14 protein-coding genes are annotated in these 18,052 nt (G+C 56.5%); 3 read left to right on the top strand and 11 right to left on the bottom strand.

Annotation, left to right across the window (positions count from 1 at the left end; all coding sequences use genetic code 11):
- The first annotated feature begins 265 nt into the window (after positions 1 to 265).
- A complete protein-coding gene (locus ACR0JA_RS15490; RefSeq protein ID WP_480576621.1) occupies positions 266 to 598 on the top strand; it encodes a hypothetical protein in 333 nt (110 codons plus the stop codon).
- Between the two features lie 401 nt (positions 599 to 999).
- Here the strand turns inward: ACR0JA_RS15490 and ACR0JA_RS15485 are convergent, their stop codons facing one another.
- Both ACR0JA_RS15485 and ACR0JA_RS15480 read right to left on the bottom strand, forming a co-directional pair.
- On the bottom strand, positions 1,000 to 3,699 hold the full coding sequence (locus ACR0JA_RS15485) for a M64 family metallopeptidase (RefSeq protein ID WP_480576617.1): 2,700 nt from the start codon (positions 3,697 to 3,699) through the stop codon (positions 1,000 to 1,002).
- Between the two features lie 21 nt (positions 3,700 to 3,720).
- Positions 3,721 to 4,041: a hypothetical protein gene (locus ACR0JA_RS15480; RefSeq protein ID WP_480576614.1), complete on the bottom strand. Its 321-nt coding sequence runs from the start codon at positions 4,039 to 4,041 to the stop codon at positions 3,721 to 3,723.
- Positions 4,042 to 4,961: 920 nt separating this feature from the next.
- Here ACR0JA_RS15480 and ACR0JA_RS15475 point away from each other — a divergent pair.
- Positions 4,962 to 6,197 carry a RidA family protein gene (locus ACR0JA_RS15475; protein WP_480576611.1) on the top strand — a complete coding sequence of 412 codons (1,236 nt, stop codon included), beginning with the start codon at positions 4,962 to 4,964 and terminating at the stop codon, positions 6,195 to 6,197.
- Positions 6,198 to 6,582: 385 nt separating this feature from the next.
- On the opposite strand, the gene ACR0JA_RS15470 is transcribed toward ACR0JA_RS15475, so the two are convergent.
- Positions 6,583 to 7,425, bottom strand: coding sequence for a COG3904 family protein (locus ACR0JA_RS15470; RefSeq protein ID WP_480576608.1), 843 nt, complete (start codon positions 7,423 to 7,425; stop codon positions 6,583 to 6,585).
- Between the two features lie 150 nt (positions 7,426 to 7,575).
- On the opposite strand from ACR0JA_RS15470, the gene speB reads away from it, so the two are divergent.
- Positions 7,576 to 8,550, top strand: coding sequence for an agmatinase (gene speB, locus ACR0JA_RS15465; RefSeq protein ID WP_480576605.1), 975 nt, complete (start codon positions 7,576 to 7,578; stop codon positions 8,548 to 8,550).
- Positions 8,551 to 8,586: 36 nt separating this feature from the next.
- On the opposite strand, the gene ACR0JA_RS15460 is transcribed toward speB, so the two are convergent.
- From ACR0JA_RS15460 to ACR0JA_RS15425, 8 genes are all read right to left on the bottom strand, one after another.
- On the bottom strand, positions 8,587 to 9,807 hold the full coding sequence (locus tag ACR0JA_RS15460) for an aminopeptidase P family protein (RefSeq protein WP_480576601.1): 1,221 nt from the start codon (positions 9,805 to 9,807) through the stop codon (positions 8,587 to 8,589).
- A gap of 162 nt (positions 9,808 to 9,969) precedes the next feature.
- The gene (locus ACR0JA_RS15455; protein ID WP_480576599.1) at positions 9,970 to 11,181 is read right to left on the bottom strand and encodes an ABC transporter permease; all 1,212 of its coding nucleotides are present in this window, start codon (positions 11,179 to 11,181) and stop codon (positions 9,970 to 9,972) included.
- Positions 11,182 to 11,185: 4 nt separating this feature from the next.
- Positions 11,186 to 12,460 (bottom strand): ABC transporter permease, encoded by a 1,275-nt coding sequence (locus tag ACR0JA_RS15450; RefSeq protein ID WP_480576596.1) that lies wholly within the window; start codon positions 12,458 to 12,460, stop codon positions 11,186 to 11,188.
- A gap of 73 nt (positions 12,461 to 12,533) precedes the next feature.
- A complete protein-coding gene (locus ACR0JA_RS15445; protein ID WP_480576593.1) occupies positions 12,534 to 13,631 on the bottom strand; it encodes an ABC transporter substrate-binding protein in 1,098 nt (365 codons plus the stop codon).
- A 102-nt stretch (positions 13,632 to 13,733) separates the two neighbouring features.
- On the bottom strand, positions 13,734 to 14,825 hold the full coding sequence (locus ACR0JA_RS15440; protein WP_480576923.1) for an ABC transporter ATP-binding protein: 1,092 nt from the start codon (positions 14,823 to 14,825) through the stop codon (positions 13,734 to 13,736).
- Between the two features lie 153 nt (positions 14,826 to 14,978).
- A complete protein-coding gene (locus ACR0JA_RS15435; protein WP_480576590.1) occupies positions 14,979 to 15,686 on the bottom strand; it encodes a maleate cis-trans isomerase family protein in 708 nt (235 codons plus the stop codon).
- Positions 15,683 to 16,828, bottom strand: a complete 1,146-nt coding sequence (locus ACR0JA_RS15430; RefSeq protein WP_480576587.1) for a M24 family metallopeptidase — start codon at positions 16,826 to 16,828, stop codon at positions 15,683 to 15,685. Before ACR0JA_RS15430 ends, ACR0JA_RS15435 begins: the two co-directional genes overlap by 4 nt.
- On the bottom strand, positions 16,825 to 17,868 hold the full coding sequence (locus tag ACR0JA_RS15425) for a pyridoxal-phosphate dependent enzyme (RefSeq protein WP_480576584.1): 1,044 nt from the start codon (positions 17,866 to 17,868) through the stop codon (positions 16,825 to 16,827). The genes ACR0JA_RS15430 and ACR0JA_RS15425 overlap by 4 nt, the downstream gene beginning before the upstream one ends.
- Positions 17,869 to 18,052 lie beyond the last annotated feature (184 nt).

Here is an 18,052-nt window from a genome sequence, read left to right as displayed (position 1 = left end):
AAATAAAGACAAACGAATAACGGACGCCTGGGTGAACCAAGAACAAGCTGTCTGAATACTGCTGGTGGGTTCTGCGACGTGAGGTTCCTCATTTGGTTTCTGAGAGTGCGTTAGCAGTGTCGCCGCATCGAAAGGCGCATTCTTGCCGACCGCCTCGCCCTTACGCGTTCAAATGCATATCTAAACCCTGAAACTTAAGAAGGCGCTGGAAATGAAAGTATCAGTTGGAGTTCTTACGGCAGCCCTAACCCTGCAAGGGGCGTCTATGGCAAGTGCAAACGACAGGTTATGGGGTCATAGCACCGACCAGGGTTTTGGCTTCAACGCAACCGCGCCAATCCTTGTGAAATCCAAATCCAAACACTGCCCGCCCGGCCTTGCGAAGAAGGCGGTGCCATGTGTACCGCCAGGCCAAGCCAAAAAATATCGCCGTGGTGATTACATCTATGACGGGTATGTCCGTATCGACGATCCGGGCCGATGGGGATTACGGCGCAATGGCTATTACGTGCGCGCAGGTGATTACGTATACGAAGTGAACCGTGAAACGCATGAAGTGCTGAATCTGATAGGGGCAATCGCCGACGTTTTGAATTGAGTTCGTCGGCGACCCCCCGGGCCAAACGCCGTTCGCGGCCACTTGGCCGACACAGCAAATTCGAAAGAATGGGTCCGCCCCGGTCCTCTCTCGTAACACAGAATTCAGCCAATATTGGTCTGCCAAAGGCTAGAACCGGGCATTTGAACAGCCCTCCTAACGTTGCGACGACAAAGAACTGCAACGCCCGCTTTGTCACAGGTTTTTCGATACGGGCCGCAGCGCGGGGGTATCGTTCATGTGCAACCCCGCTCACGTTGAACAACTCGACAAGAAGGAAGCCGCAGGAGGCTGGGCAGCGTCTGCCTCAAGGACAGCCGATGCAAAATTCTTGGAAGAACTGTTCGGTTCATTCCTGGATGATCGTCACTTTCAGAGGCATCGTGCTTGGCATTAGTGCGTTAGTTGTCGTCATCTCGCGCCAATGCCCGCGTCGCGGCACGTAGCCTGGTCAGGTCAAGCCGTGATGCACCGCCTTCTCTGGACTTCTCGCAACATTCCTCGACGAACTTTGCCAAAACCCGCAGCGCGCGACGCGCCTCGTCGCATTGGTCGTCCTGGGGTCCGTCGCCTGTGTTGCCACCGTTGCCGCCGCCATTCTGATCATCCTTGCCCGGCCTATAGATCAAAGCGGTCATGGTCCGATATCGCGTGACCGGGTGTCCTTGTGGCGAGGACGCAGTGACTTCGGCGTCGACCCGATAAGGACCTATCACCGGTGTATCTGTATAGACACCGCGATATTGAAGGTCAGCGTCTGCATTCAGTGTTACAGTACGCTTCACTCCGTCTGGCCGCGTGACTATGGCCTGTACTGGCGCATCCAATGCGATAGGTTGACCAAACATGCGAGGTTCCAAAACTATCTCGAACGGCGAGCCGGGCAGATGTTCGATCTGCAATATGTTGCCCTTCAACAGAAGGTTGCTGCGGGCCTTGGCCATAACTGAATAAATCAGCGTGCTATCAAACTGCGCGGCGGCCTCGATCACCTCGACCCAGACCCGCCAGACTCCGACATGGCCCGTGGGATTGGTCGGATCGAAGGGGAACTGCACCCTATAGAAGGCGTGCGAATTGCGGAATACTAGATCGACCGAGGGATGTCCGGTGCTGCCGTCGATGATCGTCCCGTCGGGGGCCTGCAGCCAGAACTTCATGTATTTTGGAAACTCAGTGCGCTCGCGCCATGTCAGGATAAAATCGCAAGCCACGTCGATCTCAGACAAATAGATCGGTGTTGCTCTGCGCTGGTTGAAGCGCAAGCGTTCGACAGGGTCGCGTACAAATGCCTCATCCGCCACGTCCGAAAGGATTTGAACATAGAGTTTCTGCAAAAGGAACTCGCGCTCATCGACCAAGGGGCCGGTGATCTGTGCCACGCCGCCGGTAACCGATGCGATTTCCAATAGTCGGTCTTCTAACTGGTTCAAACCAAGCCCGACCGCAAAAACACGCTGCTCTGGTGTCTTGGATTGAACATGGGACTGGCCCGCCTCGATGGTGGGTGGAAAGTTCTGCCGTCCGTCGGTCAGCACCAGCAACGCACGCGCGTCCGCCGTACCGCCATCCAGAACATCCGATCCATTGATGATCCCAGATCCGATTGAGGTACTGCCCGCTGGCATAAGGTTCGCGGGATCCAATGCAGCCCGCGCCGCAGCGCGCCCGGCACCGCTGTCCAGGTCACCCGCCGGCCGCATGGTTAGAAGAATATCGCTGGCCCCCGAATTTGTGTTGTAGCGTACAACGCCGATTTCGTCGGTCTCTTTCAGAAGCCCGACGTATAACTCACCCGCTTCAATCGCATGGTCGGTCTTGGTCTGCCCCGGAACACCCGTCGGATCGGCCATGGAACCGGATCGATCCACCACCATTACGGTGTCGACAGGCACTGGCGCTACTGCCTCGCCATGCAGCGAAATTGTCTCGGATTGCCCTCCTGCCTCGGACACAACGAGTTCTCCGTCGGCATCGGAACCTGCGGCCCCGGCAGTGTAGCCGATAAAGATTAGCTTTGAGGTAAAAGCTTCGAACACCGGCGCCGGCAAGGTGAAACTCGTGTCTTGCCCCGGCACGATGAAGAACCCTCCATCCGGGGCTCCGATCGTCACGTCCATCGGCATAGGATGCCCAGACCGGACGTTACGTATCTCAATCGGAAGATGTAGTGTCAGACCGGCGGCGATCTGCCCGAAATCCAGCGATCCGGGCGAGACTTCAAGCATGGGGTCAGCGTCTGCAAACTCACCCAGAACATTGACAATCGCCTCAACACAAACCCTGCAGAATGGTTGCGAACTCGACCGCATTCGACAGGTATAGGCTGGGCGGAACATGTCGCAATGCTCGTATCGCGCGCCTTCGTACATACCTATGGCGTGATCGTCCGGCAGGACATTCGGCGCGGTATTACACAAGGCGCAATCGGGGTTCAGTTGGGTTGGGATGGGCACGCCAGGCGTTCGCAAATGGCGCCATTTCAGCGTGGCCTCAGTTGCAGAACGGCTGACATTCGCTTCCGGTGAAGTCGTACGGGCGTTCTCGTCAGAACAGTCTGACCAGTAATCGTATTCATCAGCAAGATCGAATGCCGAATGTCCAAGTTCATGCAGAACCGTGTTTTCCCAGCCAGAGCCAATATTGGTGAAGAAAACATTGCCAGTCGCACAGCCACCGTGTTGCGTTGTGTTCACCAACACCGCGGCAGCGTGCCACTCGGGCAGCCGAGCATCCAGCTCGTCCCGCACCAGGTTGAGGTTGCCACTCAAACAGCGACGGATGGGCGGGTTGCCATTGCAAAACGATGAATCAAAGTAGGTATCGACTGCGGTACCATCACCTCCACAATCTGTGGGATCGTCCGCTCCGGCCTCGTCGGATTCCACGTCTAGCCGATAGACGTTCAATGGGCCACCCGCGACGCCAAACCAAGGCTCGGATTGAAGGTTGGTAATAAAATCGTCGCACAAATCCCGATAATCGCCCTGTTGTGACGCTGTGAACCCGTCTCCGATCAGAACGATGTTGCATTGCTCGGATGCCGGACGCGGTTCGAGCAATGGTGTCAGACCTTGAATTGTTCCGTCGGCCGCTCCCATACTGCCCCCTTTCGAGTGCTGTTACTCTTTCAATGGCTTTAATTTGAACCCTTGCATGTGTGGCTTTTTGCGCCCTTCCTTGATTGGCAGGCTGTTCCCGTGGGCAACAATGCGTACCCGGTCGGCCTGTTTTACATCAGGCGCCAGAATGTCGATCACCAGCTCGCGGTCGCTATCTATACGCGAGATCTGACCCTTCTCGAAAAGCTCAACGCTGCTGTCCAAAGGGTCGGCAATACGCTGTCGGTGGATCACGTCGCCCTTGGCGTCGAGAACTTCAACGAAGCTCGCCGCGTCCAGACCACGCCCTTCTGCGGGATCCCAATGCGGGCGAAGGGTCATGCGTTTGACACGCATTTCCTTGGTTACTTGCCATTCGTTCTTGGACACAGCGACACGAAGCCGTCGGACGGGCCCCCGATATGCACGGGGTCGAATGGGCTGGTGTGTCTCTGACATAGCAATCACCATTCATTATTTAATATATGCATGGATCATATCGCATTCTCGGGGATTCGTCGAATGGGACATGCGTCGTGAAATTTTGGAGCGATCGGGGACGCTGACTTACTGAACACACGTATCCAGAGATCGTGGTAAATCGCTGAAAGCCATTATTCGTTGTACAGGGGAATTGCCTCTGCTGATCATGCTGGCGGCCTCGATGCCGCCCAGACTAACCGGGGCGGATCTCAACGATTTGAACCCGCACATGCGTCGTATGCGGCGCATGATGCTGCGCGACCCGGCAAGCAGAGCGGTCGACATAAGTGCGCCAATCGTTTGAAGTCGCCAATAGCTGCCATTGTAAAACTCGGGTCAGGACCCTTTGAATGCCGAGAGGTGGGTCCGCGAAAGCCCCGGAACAGCTTTGGCTCTAACCGGTGTGATCCGCATAAACACCAAGCTTACCGATGATTTCTTCCAGATCCCGATTTGACACGACATATCGGGGATAGAGAAGGGCAGCAGGTACGACCTCTTCGGTCGGCAACAAACAACTCAACAAACCGTTCGAATTTGTGGGCGTCGCTTTGCGATGTTCAGAGCAAGAGATATGGGATTGCAGGCGTCAAAAACATAATCTATAGTAAAATAAATTTATAATAGGAAACGATAGCGCGATATGTCACCCTTTGACTGAAGGCGCGTGGGGTCGATCGAAATCCAAACTCTGCAGAACAGGTGGCTCCGCCACAAAACGTACTGTGCAAAGACAAGTACGCGCGTCTGCACACCCAAAAAACCGGAGGAACAACTATATGACCGAAGATATCAAGAAGAACTCACGAAATACGGACAAAGCACCGAAAGACCTGAGTTCGCAAACAGTTGCCTTCTCCCACTACAACAACTTGTCGGCCCAGCTTCCGATTGACCCTGAAACCGGGAAAATCGTATCGGGAGACGTCATAGCGCAAGCGAAGCAATGCTTTAACAACATCAAAGCAATTGTTGAGAGCATCGGACACGTCATGGATGACGTCGTAAAACTCAACATATTTCTCAGGAATATGTCTGATTTAGACGCTGTCGACGAAGTATATAAAACGTTCTTCCAGCATGAACTTCCAACACGGGTGACCGTCGAAGTTGCAGACCTTCCGTTGGGAAATGCGCTGCTGCAGATCGATGCTTTGATCTCAAACGGTGAAGGTACGACCCCGCAAGATCCGGTGGATCTTATCAAAGTATCTCGAAACACTGACAACGCGCCGAAAGACCTGAGTTCGCAGACGGTTGCCTTTTCTCACTACAACAATCTGACAGCCCAGCTTCCCCTTGACCCAAAGACCGGCGAAATCGTCTCCGGCGGTGCAAAAGAGCAAGCAATACAGTGCCTTAACAACATTAAGGCAATTCTCGAGAGCATCGGCCATGTCATGGATGACGTGGTTAAAACAACGATCTATCTCACGAATATTTCGGATATCGACGAAGTAAGCGAAGCATGCGAGGCGTTCTTTCCAGACTATGTTCCTGCGCGAACAATAGTAAACGCGTCCGCACTGCCCAAGGGCGCGTTGGTGCAAATTGATACGGCTGCCTCTCATGGCGATGGCACTCCGCCGCAACTTGCCGAAGACAGCCGTCTAATTGTCAAAGAAGCAAGTAATACCGAGACTGCGCCAAGTGTGCCCTACGCTCACACGGTTGCGTTTTCACACTATAACCATATCTCCGGTCAGCTTCCGTTGCATCCAGCGACTGGAGAAGTCGTCGCTGGTGGTATCGAAAAGCAGGCCGAACAATGCCTGAACAATATCAAAGCAATCATCGAAAGTGTCGATCATGTCATGGACGATACGGTCAAACTCAATATCCAGCTGAGGAATATTGCGGACATTGAAGCGGTAAACAGCGTCTACACGACGTTTTTCACAGGGGACCTTCCTGCCAGAACGACTATTGGCGTTTCAGGTATCAACATGGGTGCCCTGGTGCAGATTGACGCCGTCGTTTCCAATTGTGAAGGCACGCCTCCGCCGCAAGTGTAGCCAATCGCCGCTCGCAAAGAATGTGTTGGAAAGTTATTCGCCATGAAACTGATGGGGTAGGGGCGCTCAGTCTCAACCCAGCCAGTTAGCATGACCTTTTTGGTTCACGCGGGTGCAGCGGGATTGTGGCGTTGATCGGCACATAGGATCAGCTGTGACGAAAGTGCGAAATTGATATGCACGATACCTTTCAGACACTGCCGATTTCCACCGATCATCATCCACTGCGCTATAGGTATGTTTCTGCGCAATCCACTTTCCTGTCGGGATGATGCAGATATTTTGATTGGGCGCGGCTTGCTTCACCTGACGTTTTGCAACAACGCCGTGCCGCCGTAAAATTGAGTGATTGTTTCGGCTTGTTGGCTCGGACGCTGGATCCAAGTTACCGTTCGACGGGGCGCAGGATGTCAGTGACGACACCGGCGTTTACAAGGTCGTCGATATCCGGAAACCACATACTATGCGCTTCACTCTGATAGAGTTTGTCCAGAAACCACGGCGCAACGCCTGCGCGACGAAAAATTTCCAGATCGCGCTCTTGTTCTCGGTCAGGGTCGACGGCGAGGAATATTGCGTTGGAGGTAAAGCGGTATTGGTGAAATCCGAGTTTCGCCCTGTTTGCTACAGTACGGGTGTCGCCCCCGATAAAAACCAGCGTACAGGCGGAACTGCACTCGCTTTCGACGGATGTCGCCAGGCCACGATTCTGGATTTGTGCCGCCAGACCGCGGGCTTCAAAGACGTTGCCCCCTGGGCTAGTGAGACGAATGGTCTTGACCGAGGGATGGGCATCAAGGAGCGCTGACAGGCGCTTGGTAATTCCAAGCTCCAGCGAACCTTCGAGGGCGACGAACGTCTGGTCGTCAGACAGCGAGAGGCGATAGCGGGTTGCGCGCTCAGCATCGAGTTCGGCAAAGCTGGGCATGGTCGTGTCGGTTTGAGGCCGAGTTAGGTGCCAGGCCTCAAGGCTGTAGGACAGAACCCACATCGCGGCGACGATCAGAGCCAGTTGACTGCCCCAGAGATTGAACATCTGTCCGCTGCCTTGGCAGTACCTTTCCGCTGCCCGCAGGAGGCCAACAGCTTGCCAGACAAAGATGCAGCCATGAAAAACGACCACCGCCGGCATCACCAGCCACACGGGAAGCACTGCGCCCGGTGGCAGAAAGGTCGCAACGGTTTCCTGAAAAAGAAACAAGACCAGCCGGAGGATCACAAAATTCACCCAGAACGACCAGGCAAGGCCCTGACGACCTTGCCAGTGGTTGATTACATATCGAGCGAACCCTTTAATTGTCCTTCTCTCCGTTTAGCTGACGTGTGCAATGGGATCGGTTAATACTAGCGCAACAAGGTAAAAGATGGGGCACATTTCATGGACGAACATGGATATATGGGAGGGCGGTTGAACTTGCCCTTCGTAGGCATTTCATCATTCGGCAAATCGCCGGTGGTCGAGGATTGGAATCGGATCGAGGCGGATGTTGCGATTTTAGGCGCACCTTTCGATTTCGGGACGCAGTGGAGACCAGGCGCACGGTTCGGTCCGAGGGCTGTACGTGAGGCTTCGACCCTGTTCAGCTTTGGTCATGCTGGCGCTTACGACCACGAGGATGACGCGACCTATCTCGATGCCTCGGTGCGGATGGTGGATATCGGCGATGCCGACATCATCCATACCAAGACCGAGGAAAGCCATGCGAATATCGCAAAGGGCGTCGGCAAGATACTTAGCGCAGGCGCGTTGCCTGTGGTGATCGGCGGTGATCACTCGATCAATATTCCATGCATAGACGCCTTTGCCGAGGATTGTGCGCAAAACGGCCCGATCCATGTGGTACAGATCGACGCGCACCTGGATTTTGTCGATGTGCGGCACGGAGTGACCGCAGGGCACGGCAATCCGATGCGCCGCGCGATCGAGAAACCCTATGTCAGCGGCATGACCCAGTTAGGCATTCGCAACGTCTCGTCAACCGCGAAGGAAGGCTATGAGGATGCCCGTGCACGGGGCTCGGACATCTTGTCAGTGCGGCAGGTGCGAGCGCTTGGAACAGAAGCGGTACTGGCACGAATTCCCGAAGGCGCGCGCTATTATGTGACCATCGACATCGATGCCTTTTGTCCGTCTATTGCGGCGGGAACCGGCACGCCCAGCCATGGCGGCTTTCTTTACTATGACGTGTTGGAAATCTTACAGGGTCTGGCACAGCGCGGCGATGTGGTTGGCGTGGATCTGGTCGAGGTTGCACCGGCCTATGATCCGACGGAAAGCACTCAGATCCTCGCGGCCCAACTGTTGCTGAACTTCATCGGGTTTGTGTTTCATGAGCGCGCCGCCCGTGGCTAGCGGGACAAATTAGGGGCGGCGCACCAAGGCGATGAGTCAGGCCCTGACGCAGTTGTGTTCAGGACCATAGGGGAAGCCGGTGATGTTTTCAGCGCCGTCTTCGGTCACGACAAGGATGTCATGCTCACGGTAACCGCCAGCGCCCGGTTGACCCTCGGGAATCCAGATCATCGGTTCAATCGAAACCACCATGCCGGGTTGTAACTCGGTGTCGATGTCCTCGCGCAATTCCAGCCCTGCCTCGCGCCCGTAGTAATGGCTCAGAACGCCGAAAGAGTGGCCATAGCCGAAAGAGCGGTATTGCAAGAGGTTCTCGCTGGCAAAGAAACGGTTGATTTCGTCCGCGATGCCTGAACAGGTGGCCCCCGGTCGTATCAGGCTCAGGCCCAACTCGTGGGCTGCGACGTTGGCGTTCCAATACCGCAGGCTGTCTTTGTCGGGTTCCCCCGCGAAAAGTGTGCGTTCCAATGCAGTGTAATAGCCTGAGATCATGGGAAAGGTATTCATGGATAGGATGTCGCCCAATTCCAACCTCCGGTTTGTCACCGGATTATGCGCGCCATCGGTGTTGAGCCCGGATTGGAACCAGACCCAGGTGTCTCGGTATTCGGCATCCGGATAGGCGCGGGCAATCTCGCGCTCCATCGCGTCGCGTCCAGCGATGGAAACCTCCAACTCGGTCGTCCCGACACGGATCGCGTCGTAAATGGCGGCGCCGCCAATATCCGCAGTACGGGCACCAGCCTTGATTAATTCGATCTCTTCCGAAGACTTTACCATTCGCGCTGCCATCGTATCGGGGGCGACGTCGAGCAATTCCGGCTCGCCCAGCATCCTCAGCGCTGTATCCCGTGCCGCCAGTGTCAGGTGATCGCTCTCAATCCCGATCCGCTTGGCTCCACCGATCAGGCTCGCGACCGCACGCCAATAATTGTCTCGTTTCCAGTCTGTATAAATTACGTTGTCTTCCACAGATCGCCGCCAGGGTTGGCCCGCGTCGATGTTGGCCGAGACAGTCGTGCAGGTATCCTGCGTCACGACACAGGCATAGGGCCGACCGAAACAACAATACAGAAAGCCCGAGTAATAGGCGATGTTCTGCATCGAGGTCAGCAACACAACGGGGATGTCGCGTCTGACCATGATCGAGCGGAGCTTGGCAAGCCGGCGGGCATATTCATCATCGGAGAAGGGCAGCTTTGCCTTCTCACCATTGTGGCGGTTAAAGAACTCGGGACGGTTTTCAATGTCTGTCATGTCAGGTCTCTCCTTTGCCGGGATATGCGAAGGCCCGGCCACATGTCCCGGCGTACAGGACAGGCGGTCTCGGGATCCGAGAGCCGAACACGCCCCTTCTTGTCGCGACGCCATCGCGACGGGGCTGAACGGAAAAACCGTTAGATCAGGACGAGATTCGCGTCAAGCGGGACTGAGACCGCGCAGACGCTCCGAGCGGCGGCGCAGAAGTTCAACTGTCGTCAAAAGCGCAATCGAGATCACAACAAGGATGGTCGCTACCGCCAGAATGGTCGGGCTAATCTGTTCGCGAAGGCCCGTAAACATTTGCCAAGGCAAGGTTTTCTGACTGGCCGAACCGACGAATAGCACCACCACGACCTCGTCGAAGGATGTGATGAATGCAAACAGCCCGCCCGAGATCACCCCGGGCAGGATCAAGGGCATCTGGATCGAGAAGAAGGTTCTCACCGGCCCTGCCCCCATATTCGCCGCTGCGCGCGTAAGCGATCGGTCAAATCCGACCAGCGTCGCCGTCACGGTGATGATCACAAAGGGAATTCCCAATACGGCGTGCGCCAGGACGACTTTCACATATCCGACGAAGGTCTTGTTCATACCAAGCGTGCCTTCGAGGAAGTTACCGATCGACGAATAGAAAAAGAACATGCCCGTGGCCGAGATAATCAAGGGCACGATCATCGGCGAGATCAGGATACCCATGATCGCGCGCCGCCCTGGTACGTGCGACTGGCTGAGGCCGATGGCCGCCAGAGTACCCAGCGACACAGAGATAACCGTGGCTATTGGTGCGATGATCAGAGAGTTCTTGAAGCTCCGCTGCCATTCGTTGTTGGTGAAAAAGTCGCGGTAGTGCTTCAGCGAATATCCTTCGGGATCGAGCCTTAGCATCTCGGGCGTGAAGGTGAAGAAATCCTGCGAATTGAACGAAAGGGGCAGAACCACAAGGATCGGAGTGATCAGAAAGATAAAGATCGCGCCACAGATCACGCGGAAGGCGTAGTGCCAGAAGACCTGACCCGCGGTCATATAGGGGAGTAGCTTTTGCCGGTAGCGGCCCTCATAAAGCCAATAGATGAAGAATCCGAAGAACCAACCGGCCAGCAGGCCCAGAATACCGCTCATCACGCCGCCGAAAATCAGGCCCAACGCACCAAAGCCGATGATGGTGATCCAGCGGGCCACGCGCTCGTTTTTCAAAACTTCGATATAGACCCAAGCGAGCGCTGCGATCACAACGGCGCCACCGACGATGCCCAAAAGAACCGATCCCTGCCCGGCACCAACGAACATGCCCGCGAAGGCACCCGCCAAGCCGACGCTTGGCAGGACCATCGAAAGAGGTTTGCGGGATATAGGTGTCAATGCTGCCATGTCTCTACCCCAGCTTCACGTTGTCGATGCCGACGATCTTGTCGTAGGCCCAGTAGAGGATCAGAACCACCACCAGAAGGATCGTGCCCAATGCTGCAGCAAGACCCCAGTTCAGTGACGACGAGATGTGATAGGCAATCCGGTTGGAGATAAAGACACCTTTTGTGCCGCCGACGATCTCAGGCGTGATGTAGTAACCGATCGCCAGAATGAACACGAGGATCGAACCGGCGCCGATGCCCGGAATGCTTTGCGGGAAATAGATCCTCCAGAAGGTCGTCCAGTTGGTCGCCCCCATGGATTTGGCAGCACGGGTGTAACTGGCCGGGATAGTCTGCATCACCGAGTACATTGGCAGAACCATAAAGGGCAAAAGGATATGCGTCATCGCGATGATCGTGCCGATCTGGTTGTTGATGATGATCAATCGCGCTGCATCGTCCACCAGCCCCAGCCAGACCAGAGTGTCGTTGATCACGCCTTGTTGTTGCAGCATCACCTTCCATGCGGATGTCCGCACGAGCAGGGAGGTCCAGAATGGTAACAGGACGAGGATCATCAAGAGGTTCGACACCCGCATCGGCAGCGTGGCCAGAAGATAGGAAATCGGATAGGCCAGCAGGATGCAGGACGCTGTGATTACCAGCGACATGAACAACGTGCGCCCGAACAGTTTGACCAGAATCTGTTTGTCCTCGGGCTGCGCGCTCACACCATCTGGCGTCAGCCGCATATCAACCGCAGCGAGGAAATATCCGGGTGTGATAGTGCGGGAATGGGTCTTGATAACGCGCCAGTTCTCGACATCGCCCCAACCTTTTTCCGCATCAATAAGCTTGTCCTTGAACGGCGCTTCTGTTTCGGGATCCCATTTTCGGACCTTTCGCCCTGTTTTGCGGAACAAGGACGAGATACCCGGCTCTTCGTAGTTCAACCGTGAGCCCAGCCGGGTATGTCTCTTTTCGGCGACCGCAATGACCATATCGCGGACAAAGGCGTCATAGACTTCCTCACCCGGCAGTTCGCCGCTTGCCTCATCCCAGTTGGTCAACGCCTCGGTCGTAAGCGGAAGTGTGTTCTCGACAATCCCGTTTTCCACCGAGCGGAACAACATCGAAGCGATCGGAATAATAAATGAGAAAAGGACAAACAAAAGAAGAGGGGCGACCAGCAGCAGCGCCCGCAGCTTCTGCCGTCGCAGCGACCGCGCCAGTGATTGCTTGAGCGGAGTCCCATCCGCGGCAAGCATGGGTCCCGCGTTTTGGCTTGCGTCAGTCATCTGTGCCCCTTGGGTTTCCCTGAGGCCGGGGGCGGCGATCCGCCCCCGGTGATTGGTTCATGTCAAATGCCGGTTACTGCGACAGCCAGGCCTGGAAGCGCGCATCCAGGTCGTCGCGGTAGTCAGCCCACCATTCGTAATTGTTCACAAATGTGTTTTCCGCGTTGTTCGGATCTGTCGGCATGTGTGGAGCCATTTCTATGCCCAACTCGGCATGTGTGCTCACCAATGGTGCCGAAGACTTACGCGCAGGGCCATAAGAGATATATTTGGCTTGATCCGCCAGTCGCTGCGTATCAGACGAGAACCGGACGTAGTCGAGTGCGCGTGCTTCGCGCTCGGGGCTTAGACCAGCGGGGATTGCCCAACCGTCCAGGTCAAACATCTGCCAGTCCCAAGCCATTCCGACAGGCTGGTTCTGCTCAACGATCATCGAGAACAGACGCCCATTATAGGTCGAACCCATGAAGATCTCGCCATCGGCCAAAAGCTGAACCGGTTCTGCTGCTGCAGACCACCAGATCGTCTGATCTTTGATCGTGTCCAACTTGGCAAGCGCGCGTTCAATACCTTCTTCGGTTTCAAGCGTATCGTAGACGTCCTCATAGGCAACGCCGTCGCACAACAGAGCCCATTCCATATTGGCAATCGGACGCTTGTTGAGTGCGCGTTTGCCCGGGTATTTCTCAAGATCGAATACGTCGCATGCACCGGTCGGGGCCTCGACACCTTCGGGCACCATATCGGTCCGATAACCGAAGGTTGTCGAGTAAACGATCGTCGGAATATAGCAGGGTGACACCAACTGATCGCCGAAATCCTCGGAGGCCGGTGTGCCATCAGGGGCGGGCGCGAGGTGCACATCCGGGTCAATCTCGATGATAAGGCCTTCGTCGCATGCACGGATGTTATCCGCCGCCTCCAGATCGACCACATCCCAGGTGATGTTGCCAGCTTCGTTCATCGCGCGCAGCTTGGCAACGCCTTCGGGCGAGCTGTCATCGTTCAGGATGGTGACGCCCGTCTTCTCCGAATAGGGCTCGTGATAGGCCTTGAGCTGTGATTTGGAATAGGCGCCGCCCCATGAGACGATGGTCATCTCCTCGGCGGTGACGGCACCCGCCGCTGTCGCCAAAGCGGCTGCGGTCAGCAGAGTTTTGGTTGGTTTCATGTGTTACTCCCAGTTGATCCCGTTTGTTATTTGGTCAGCTGGCGCACGGGTTTTCGCCAGCCGGTCCCCCGGTAATTCCGCGCTTGTGCCGCGCGGGTTGGTCTATGCGTCAAGCGCACGACAATCCTTGGCCAACCAGCCGATGTCGACCTCTTGGCCAGGTTGCAGACGAACGGCGTCGGGGGCGTTGCGTGTCTTGACGATGAAATCGTCATTACCCGCGACCGACATGCGAAAGCGGAACACATCGCCCATATAGATGAATTCTTTGACAGTCGCCTTCAGCGTATGCGCATCGGCATGCAGGCGGTCTTTGTTAAATTCCACACGCTCGGGCCGGATCGAAACCTTGGTCCGCTCACCCGGATTGTGCACATTGATTGGCACCGCGTCGATTTCCGAGCCGTCGTCCAATTGAACCAAACAAGCGTCACCATCGATGAATTTGATGACGCCTTCCAGCGTGTTGTTCTCACCGATGAACTGCGCGACAAAGCTGTTTTCGGGCTCTTCATACAACTGATCCGGCGGCGCAAGCTGCTGAATGCGGCCATCATCGAACACCGCGACACGGTCGGACATGGTCAATGCCTCGGTTTGATCATGGGTCACGTAGACCGTGGTGATGCCCAACTCATGCGCCAGTCGGGTGATTTCAAATTGCATATGTTCGCGCAGCTGCTTGTCGAGCGCGCCAAGCGGTTCGTCCATAAGGACAAGTTCGGGTTCGAAAACCAAAGCCCGGGCCAAAGCAATCCGCTGTTGCTGGCCACCAGATAGCTGCGCCGGACGGCGGTTGCCGAACGCACCCATTTGCACCATGTCAAGCGCGCGCTTCACCTTGGCTTCGCGGTCCGACTTGCCGATCTTGCGAACTTCCAGCGGGAAGGAAAGGTTCTCGGCCACCGTCATATGCGGGAACAGAGCATAGTTTTGAAACACCATGCCAATCCCGCGCTTGTGCGGTGGGATATTGTTGATTGGATGCCCATCCAACATGATCTCGCCGTGGGTTGCGGTCTCGAACCCCGCCAGCATCATCAGACATGTGGTCTTGCCAGAGCCGGACGGCCCCAACATTGTCAGGAACTCCCCTTTGGGCATGGAAAGGTTCAAATCCTTCACGACGAGGATTTCGCCGTCGTAGGATTTTTGTACGCGTTGAAACTCGACGAACGCGGCGTCGGTGGACATTTCGGCCAAGTGGCTCCCCTGTGTCGTCTCTTCCGGCCCCGTTGATCCGGGCCTGTCATTAGATCGTTGGCTCACATTTAACGCGATAATCCGCGCGCTGGGCAAGACCCAAATTTGAGAGGGTTCGGCGAGGCAGGTCTCTGTGTGCACCGTTCACGTCGTGTTCAGACGCCTCATGTGCCAGGCAAGACACTGGTTCGAAGACATTACAGGTTTTGAAATCCGCGCTTCAATCTGGGGAATTGCGGCAAGTGTTCTGAGATTTGTGCAACTTAGGAAAACAGCTTCGACCGCTGAATCCTTGCCCAACTCTGCGGCGGCTTCGACGATTGACGCGGTGGCGATCCGCACCACTTTGGCTTCGTCCGCCTCGCCGAAAGTCGCGAAGACGTCCGTCGAAAGTCCGTTGTCGGCGAAGGCACTGCGGAGCGGCAGGTTAACTTCTTCAATATAGGGGGACAGAAGTGCGAGTTTCGAGACACCAAGGTCTTTTGCGTAGGCTGACGCGGCGCGAAGGGGATTGGTGACGGTGGTTACGTCGCAGGTTTGCTGCACCATCTTCTCGACCCGGTCCGAGCCAATGACCGAACTGGCTGAGGTACATCCATACCCGACCACACGATAAGGGCGCGCTTTTGGCAGGAGGTCGGCGGCAGCGGGTAACGCAATTTCCATTTCGGCCAAGCTGTTGGTGGTGACTGTGGCGCCGCTGGGGATGCGAGTGACATAGATCGGGTCGTCCTGATCCGTGAAGAGCGTTCTGAAATCAGGTTCGATGGTCTCGTCGGTTTGTAGAACAATCAGGCCCATTGGTGGCTTGCGCGGATTGTCTGGATCGAGCGTGTAGGGCAGAAAGGTCATAGGCAGGGCAACTCCGATCCGATCCTTGGACTGATGAAACGAGGGCCAGCGTCGGTAATGACGATGTTCTCTTCGTGGACAAGTATCTTGCCGCCAACGTCGATGCCAGGTTCCAGCGTCAGAACCATTCCGGGTTCCAGCACTGTGTGGTCGGTTGGGATCAGCGAGGGCCATTCGGTCAGCGACATTCCAAGCCCATGCCCCAACCGGCCGGCATCTGTTTCGCCCCCGTCGCGTGCAAGAACAGCATTCATCTCGTGGTAGAGGTCCGCAGCAGTGGCGCCTGGCCGCGCGATCCCAAAGGCCGCGTCGGAAGCTTCGATCAGGCGAGCATGAGCCGATTGTACCTTTGCGCTGGCCGGACCAATTGACCAATTCCGGTCGAAGTCGCAGAAATAGCCATCAAAGACCAAACCTGTATCCAGCATCAGCACATCACCCGGGGCGAGCGGCGTATTACGCGCAGGCGAGATCACATCCATATACCCACCCTGTTCCGCACCTCCTGCCAGATAAGGTACCCAATCGGCACCTTCTTCCAGGCAGAGCATCTGGAACCTTCGAAACACTTCATCAAGCGCCACGCCCGCCCGCGCTATTTCCGGCACCCGCGCGAAGGCCCGGCCCCCGATGGCGCACGCGGTTTCGATCTTCGCGATCTCGGTGGAGGATTTCACCATACGCAGCGCGCGCAAGATGCCGTGGTCTCCGGCGATGTTGCGGGATCCAATCGCATACTTCACGCGCGCCAGATCAGCCAAAGGCATCCGGGTGTGCGATTCATGACCGTCGGGCATCCCGATCCTGGCGTCTGTCGGCGTCAATTCGATCAGGGCCTCGGCCAACAAACCCACCCCGTCGTCCTCGAGATCCGGCGCGCTCCAGGTGCGAATGTCGTTGATCCATGTTTCGGCCATCAATGTGGCCCCGATAGATGGGATCACCGCCACGGGTTTGCCGGTGACCGGCAGGATCACAAACCAGGGGCGCGTCGGGCTTTCCCAGAACCGGGTCAAAAATCCCGTGAAGTAGCGCACCTCAGGTTCGGTTGTGAGCAAGAGTGCGGACAAGCCACGCGCATCCATCATTGCCTGGGCGCGTTGGGTACGCGCTTCGAATTCGGCCGACGCAAAACCCCTCATTCTGCACACTCGGACAGAACGCAAAGCACTCGGGCGTCTTGCTCGATATGCAGCGCCTCGCGCGCCGCGTCATGTAAAACCGCCGCCATACCCGCACCGCCCGACGCGGTGGTGGCAAGACCGGCACTGGCCAAAGCAGGCAGACGCATGGCGACCTCATCGTCGGTCAATGTCAGGAAATCATCGGCGTCCCGCGCCAGCCCGTTCAGGGCGATCAACGAGGGCTCCTTGCAGTCAAGGCGTCCCATAATGCTGTCCGGGCCATCAGCGAAAACGCATTTACCCGCCTCAATACTGGCCTGAAGTGCAGGTGCTGCGGTGGGTTCAACAACGACGATACGAGGCGCGTCGCCCCAAGTTTCGCGGGCATAGGCGGCCACCGCACCGGCCAATCCGCCGACACCCGCCTGCAGCATGATATGCGTGGGTGGCTCGGGGCATTGCCGCGCGGCTTCAGCGGCCATCTGCAGGTAACCTTCCATCAGGATATGCGGCAGTTCGGTGTAACCCTCCCACGAGCTATCCGACAAAAGAACCCATCCATTGTCCTCGGCAGCGCGCATCGCGGCGTCCATGCTGGCGGCATAATCTGTGCCTGCCCGGACCACCCGCGCCTTTTGCGCCTGCAACCGCTCTGCGAAACTCTCGGGCACGGTATCAGCGATATAAACCACGGCTTCTGCTCCGAATATGCGCGCCCCGGCAGCGACACTCATACCGTGGTTGCCGGCGCTCGCAGTGACATAGGTTCGACCGCGCAAAGTTGTGGCATCAGGCGTCTCAGAAGTCTCAGCTGCGTGGCGGGCGATCACATAGGCTGCACCGAGCGCCTTGAACGAGCCAAGGTTCATCCGCGCGCGCTCGTCCTTGACCCAAAGTCGTGCGATTGGTGCCAGTTCCCGCGCATCGACCAAGGGTGTTTCCGCTGCTGCAGGGCACGACGCAATCAGCGACGCTACCCGGTCTGCGTCGACTGATGGATAGGGCGCCAAGGGCGCCAACCTTTTGGCGAGCCGATGAGGGTTTGAAACGATCCGCACGTGTGCTCCTCTTGATGCCTGACCTGCTGAAGTCATCCGATTGGCGAAGGTCTGTCAACTAGACGCAAGCGAGAAGCCCACAAATCGCTTGCGCCGAGGCCAGAGTTTACCGGCATGTGACTCCAGCAAGATAACCTTTGCGCTTGGCGCAATCGCCCAAGGCCGCATTCCTGATGGTTTTATC

The sequence above is a fragment of the Ruegeria sp. AM4 genome (assembly GCF_056540665.1).
The sequence above is the reverse complement of the archived record's forward strand: the minus strand, read 5'-3'. Positions and strand labels throughout refer to the sequence as shown.

Excerpts from the sequence above, each read along its gene's own strand:
- ACR0JA_RS15435 (WP_480576590.1), bottom strand. The coding sequence starts at position 15,686 with ATGACCTTTCTGCCCTACACGCTCGATCCAGACAATCCGCGCAAGCCA.
- ACR0JA_RS15490 (WP_480576621.1), top strand. The coding sequence starts at position 266 with ATGGCAAGTGCAAACGACAGGTTATGGGGTCATAGCACCGACCAGGGT.
- ACR0JA_RS15455 (WP_480576599.1), bottom strand. The coding sequence starts at position 11,181 with ATGGCAGCATTGACACCTATATCCCGCAAACCTCTTTCGATGGTCCTG.
- ACR0JA_RS15430 (WP_480576587.1), bottom strand. The coding sequence starts at position 16,828 with ATGAGGGGTTTTGCGTCGGCCGAATTCGAAGCGCGTACCCAACGCGCC.
- speB (WP_480576605.1), top strand. The coding sequence starts at position 7,576 with ATGGACGAACATGGATATATGGGAGGGCGGTTGAACTTGCCCTTCGTA.
- ACR0JA_RS15445 (WP_480576593.1), bottom strand. The coding sequence starts at position 13,631 with ATGAAACCAACCAAAACTCTGCTGACCGCAGCCGCTTTGGCGACAGCG.
- ACR0JA_RS15480 (WP_480576614.1), bottom strand. The coding sequence starts at position 4,041 with ATGACCCTTCGCCCGCATTGGGATCCCGCAGAAGGGCGTGGTCTGGAC.
- ACR0JA_RS15460 (WP_480576601.1), bottom strand. The coding sequence starts at position 9,807 with ATGACAGACATTGAAAACCGTCCCGAGTTCTTTAACCGCCACAATGGT.
- ACR0JA_RS15485 (WP_480576617.1), bottom strand. The coding sequence starts at position 3,699 with ATGGGAGCGGCCGACGGAACAATTCAAGGTCTGACACCATTGCTCGAA.
- ACR0JA_RS15475 (WP_480576611.1), top strand. The coding sequence starts at position 4,962 with ATGACCGAAGATATCAAGAAGAACTCACGAAATACGGACAAAGCACCG.
- ACR0JA_RS15440 (WP_480576923.1), bottom strand. The coding sequence starts at position 14,825 with ATGTCCACCGACGCCGCGTTCGTCGAGTTTCAACGCGTACAAAAATCC.
- ACR0JA_RS15450 (WP_480576596.1), bottom strand. The coding sequence starts at position 12,460 with ATGACTGACGCAAGCCAAAACGCGGGACCCATGCTTGCCGCGGATGGG.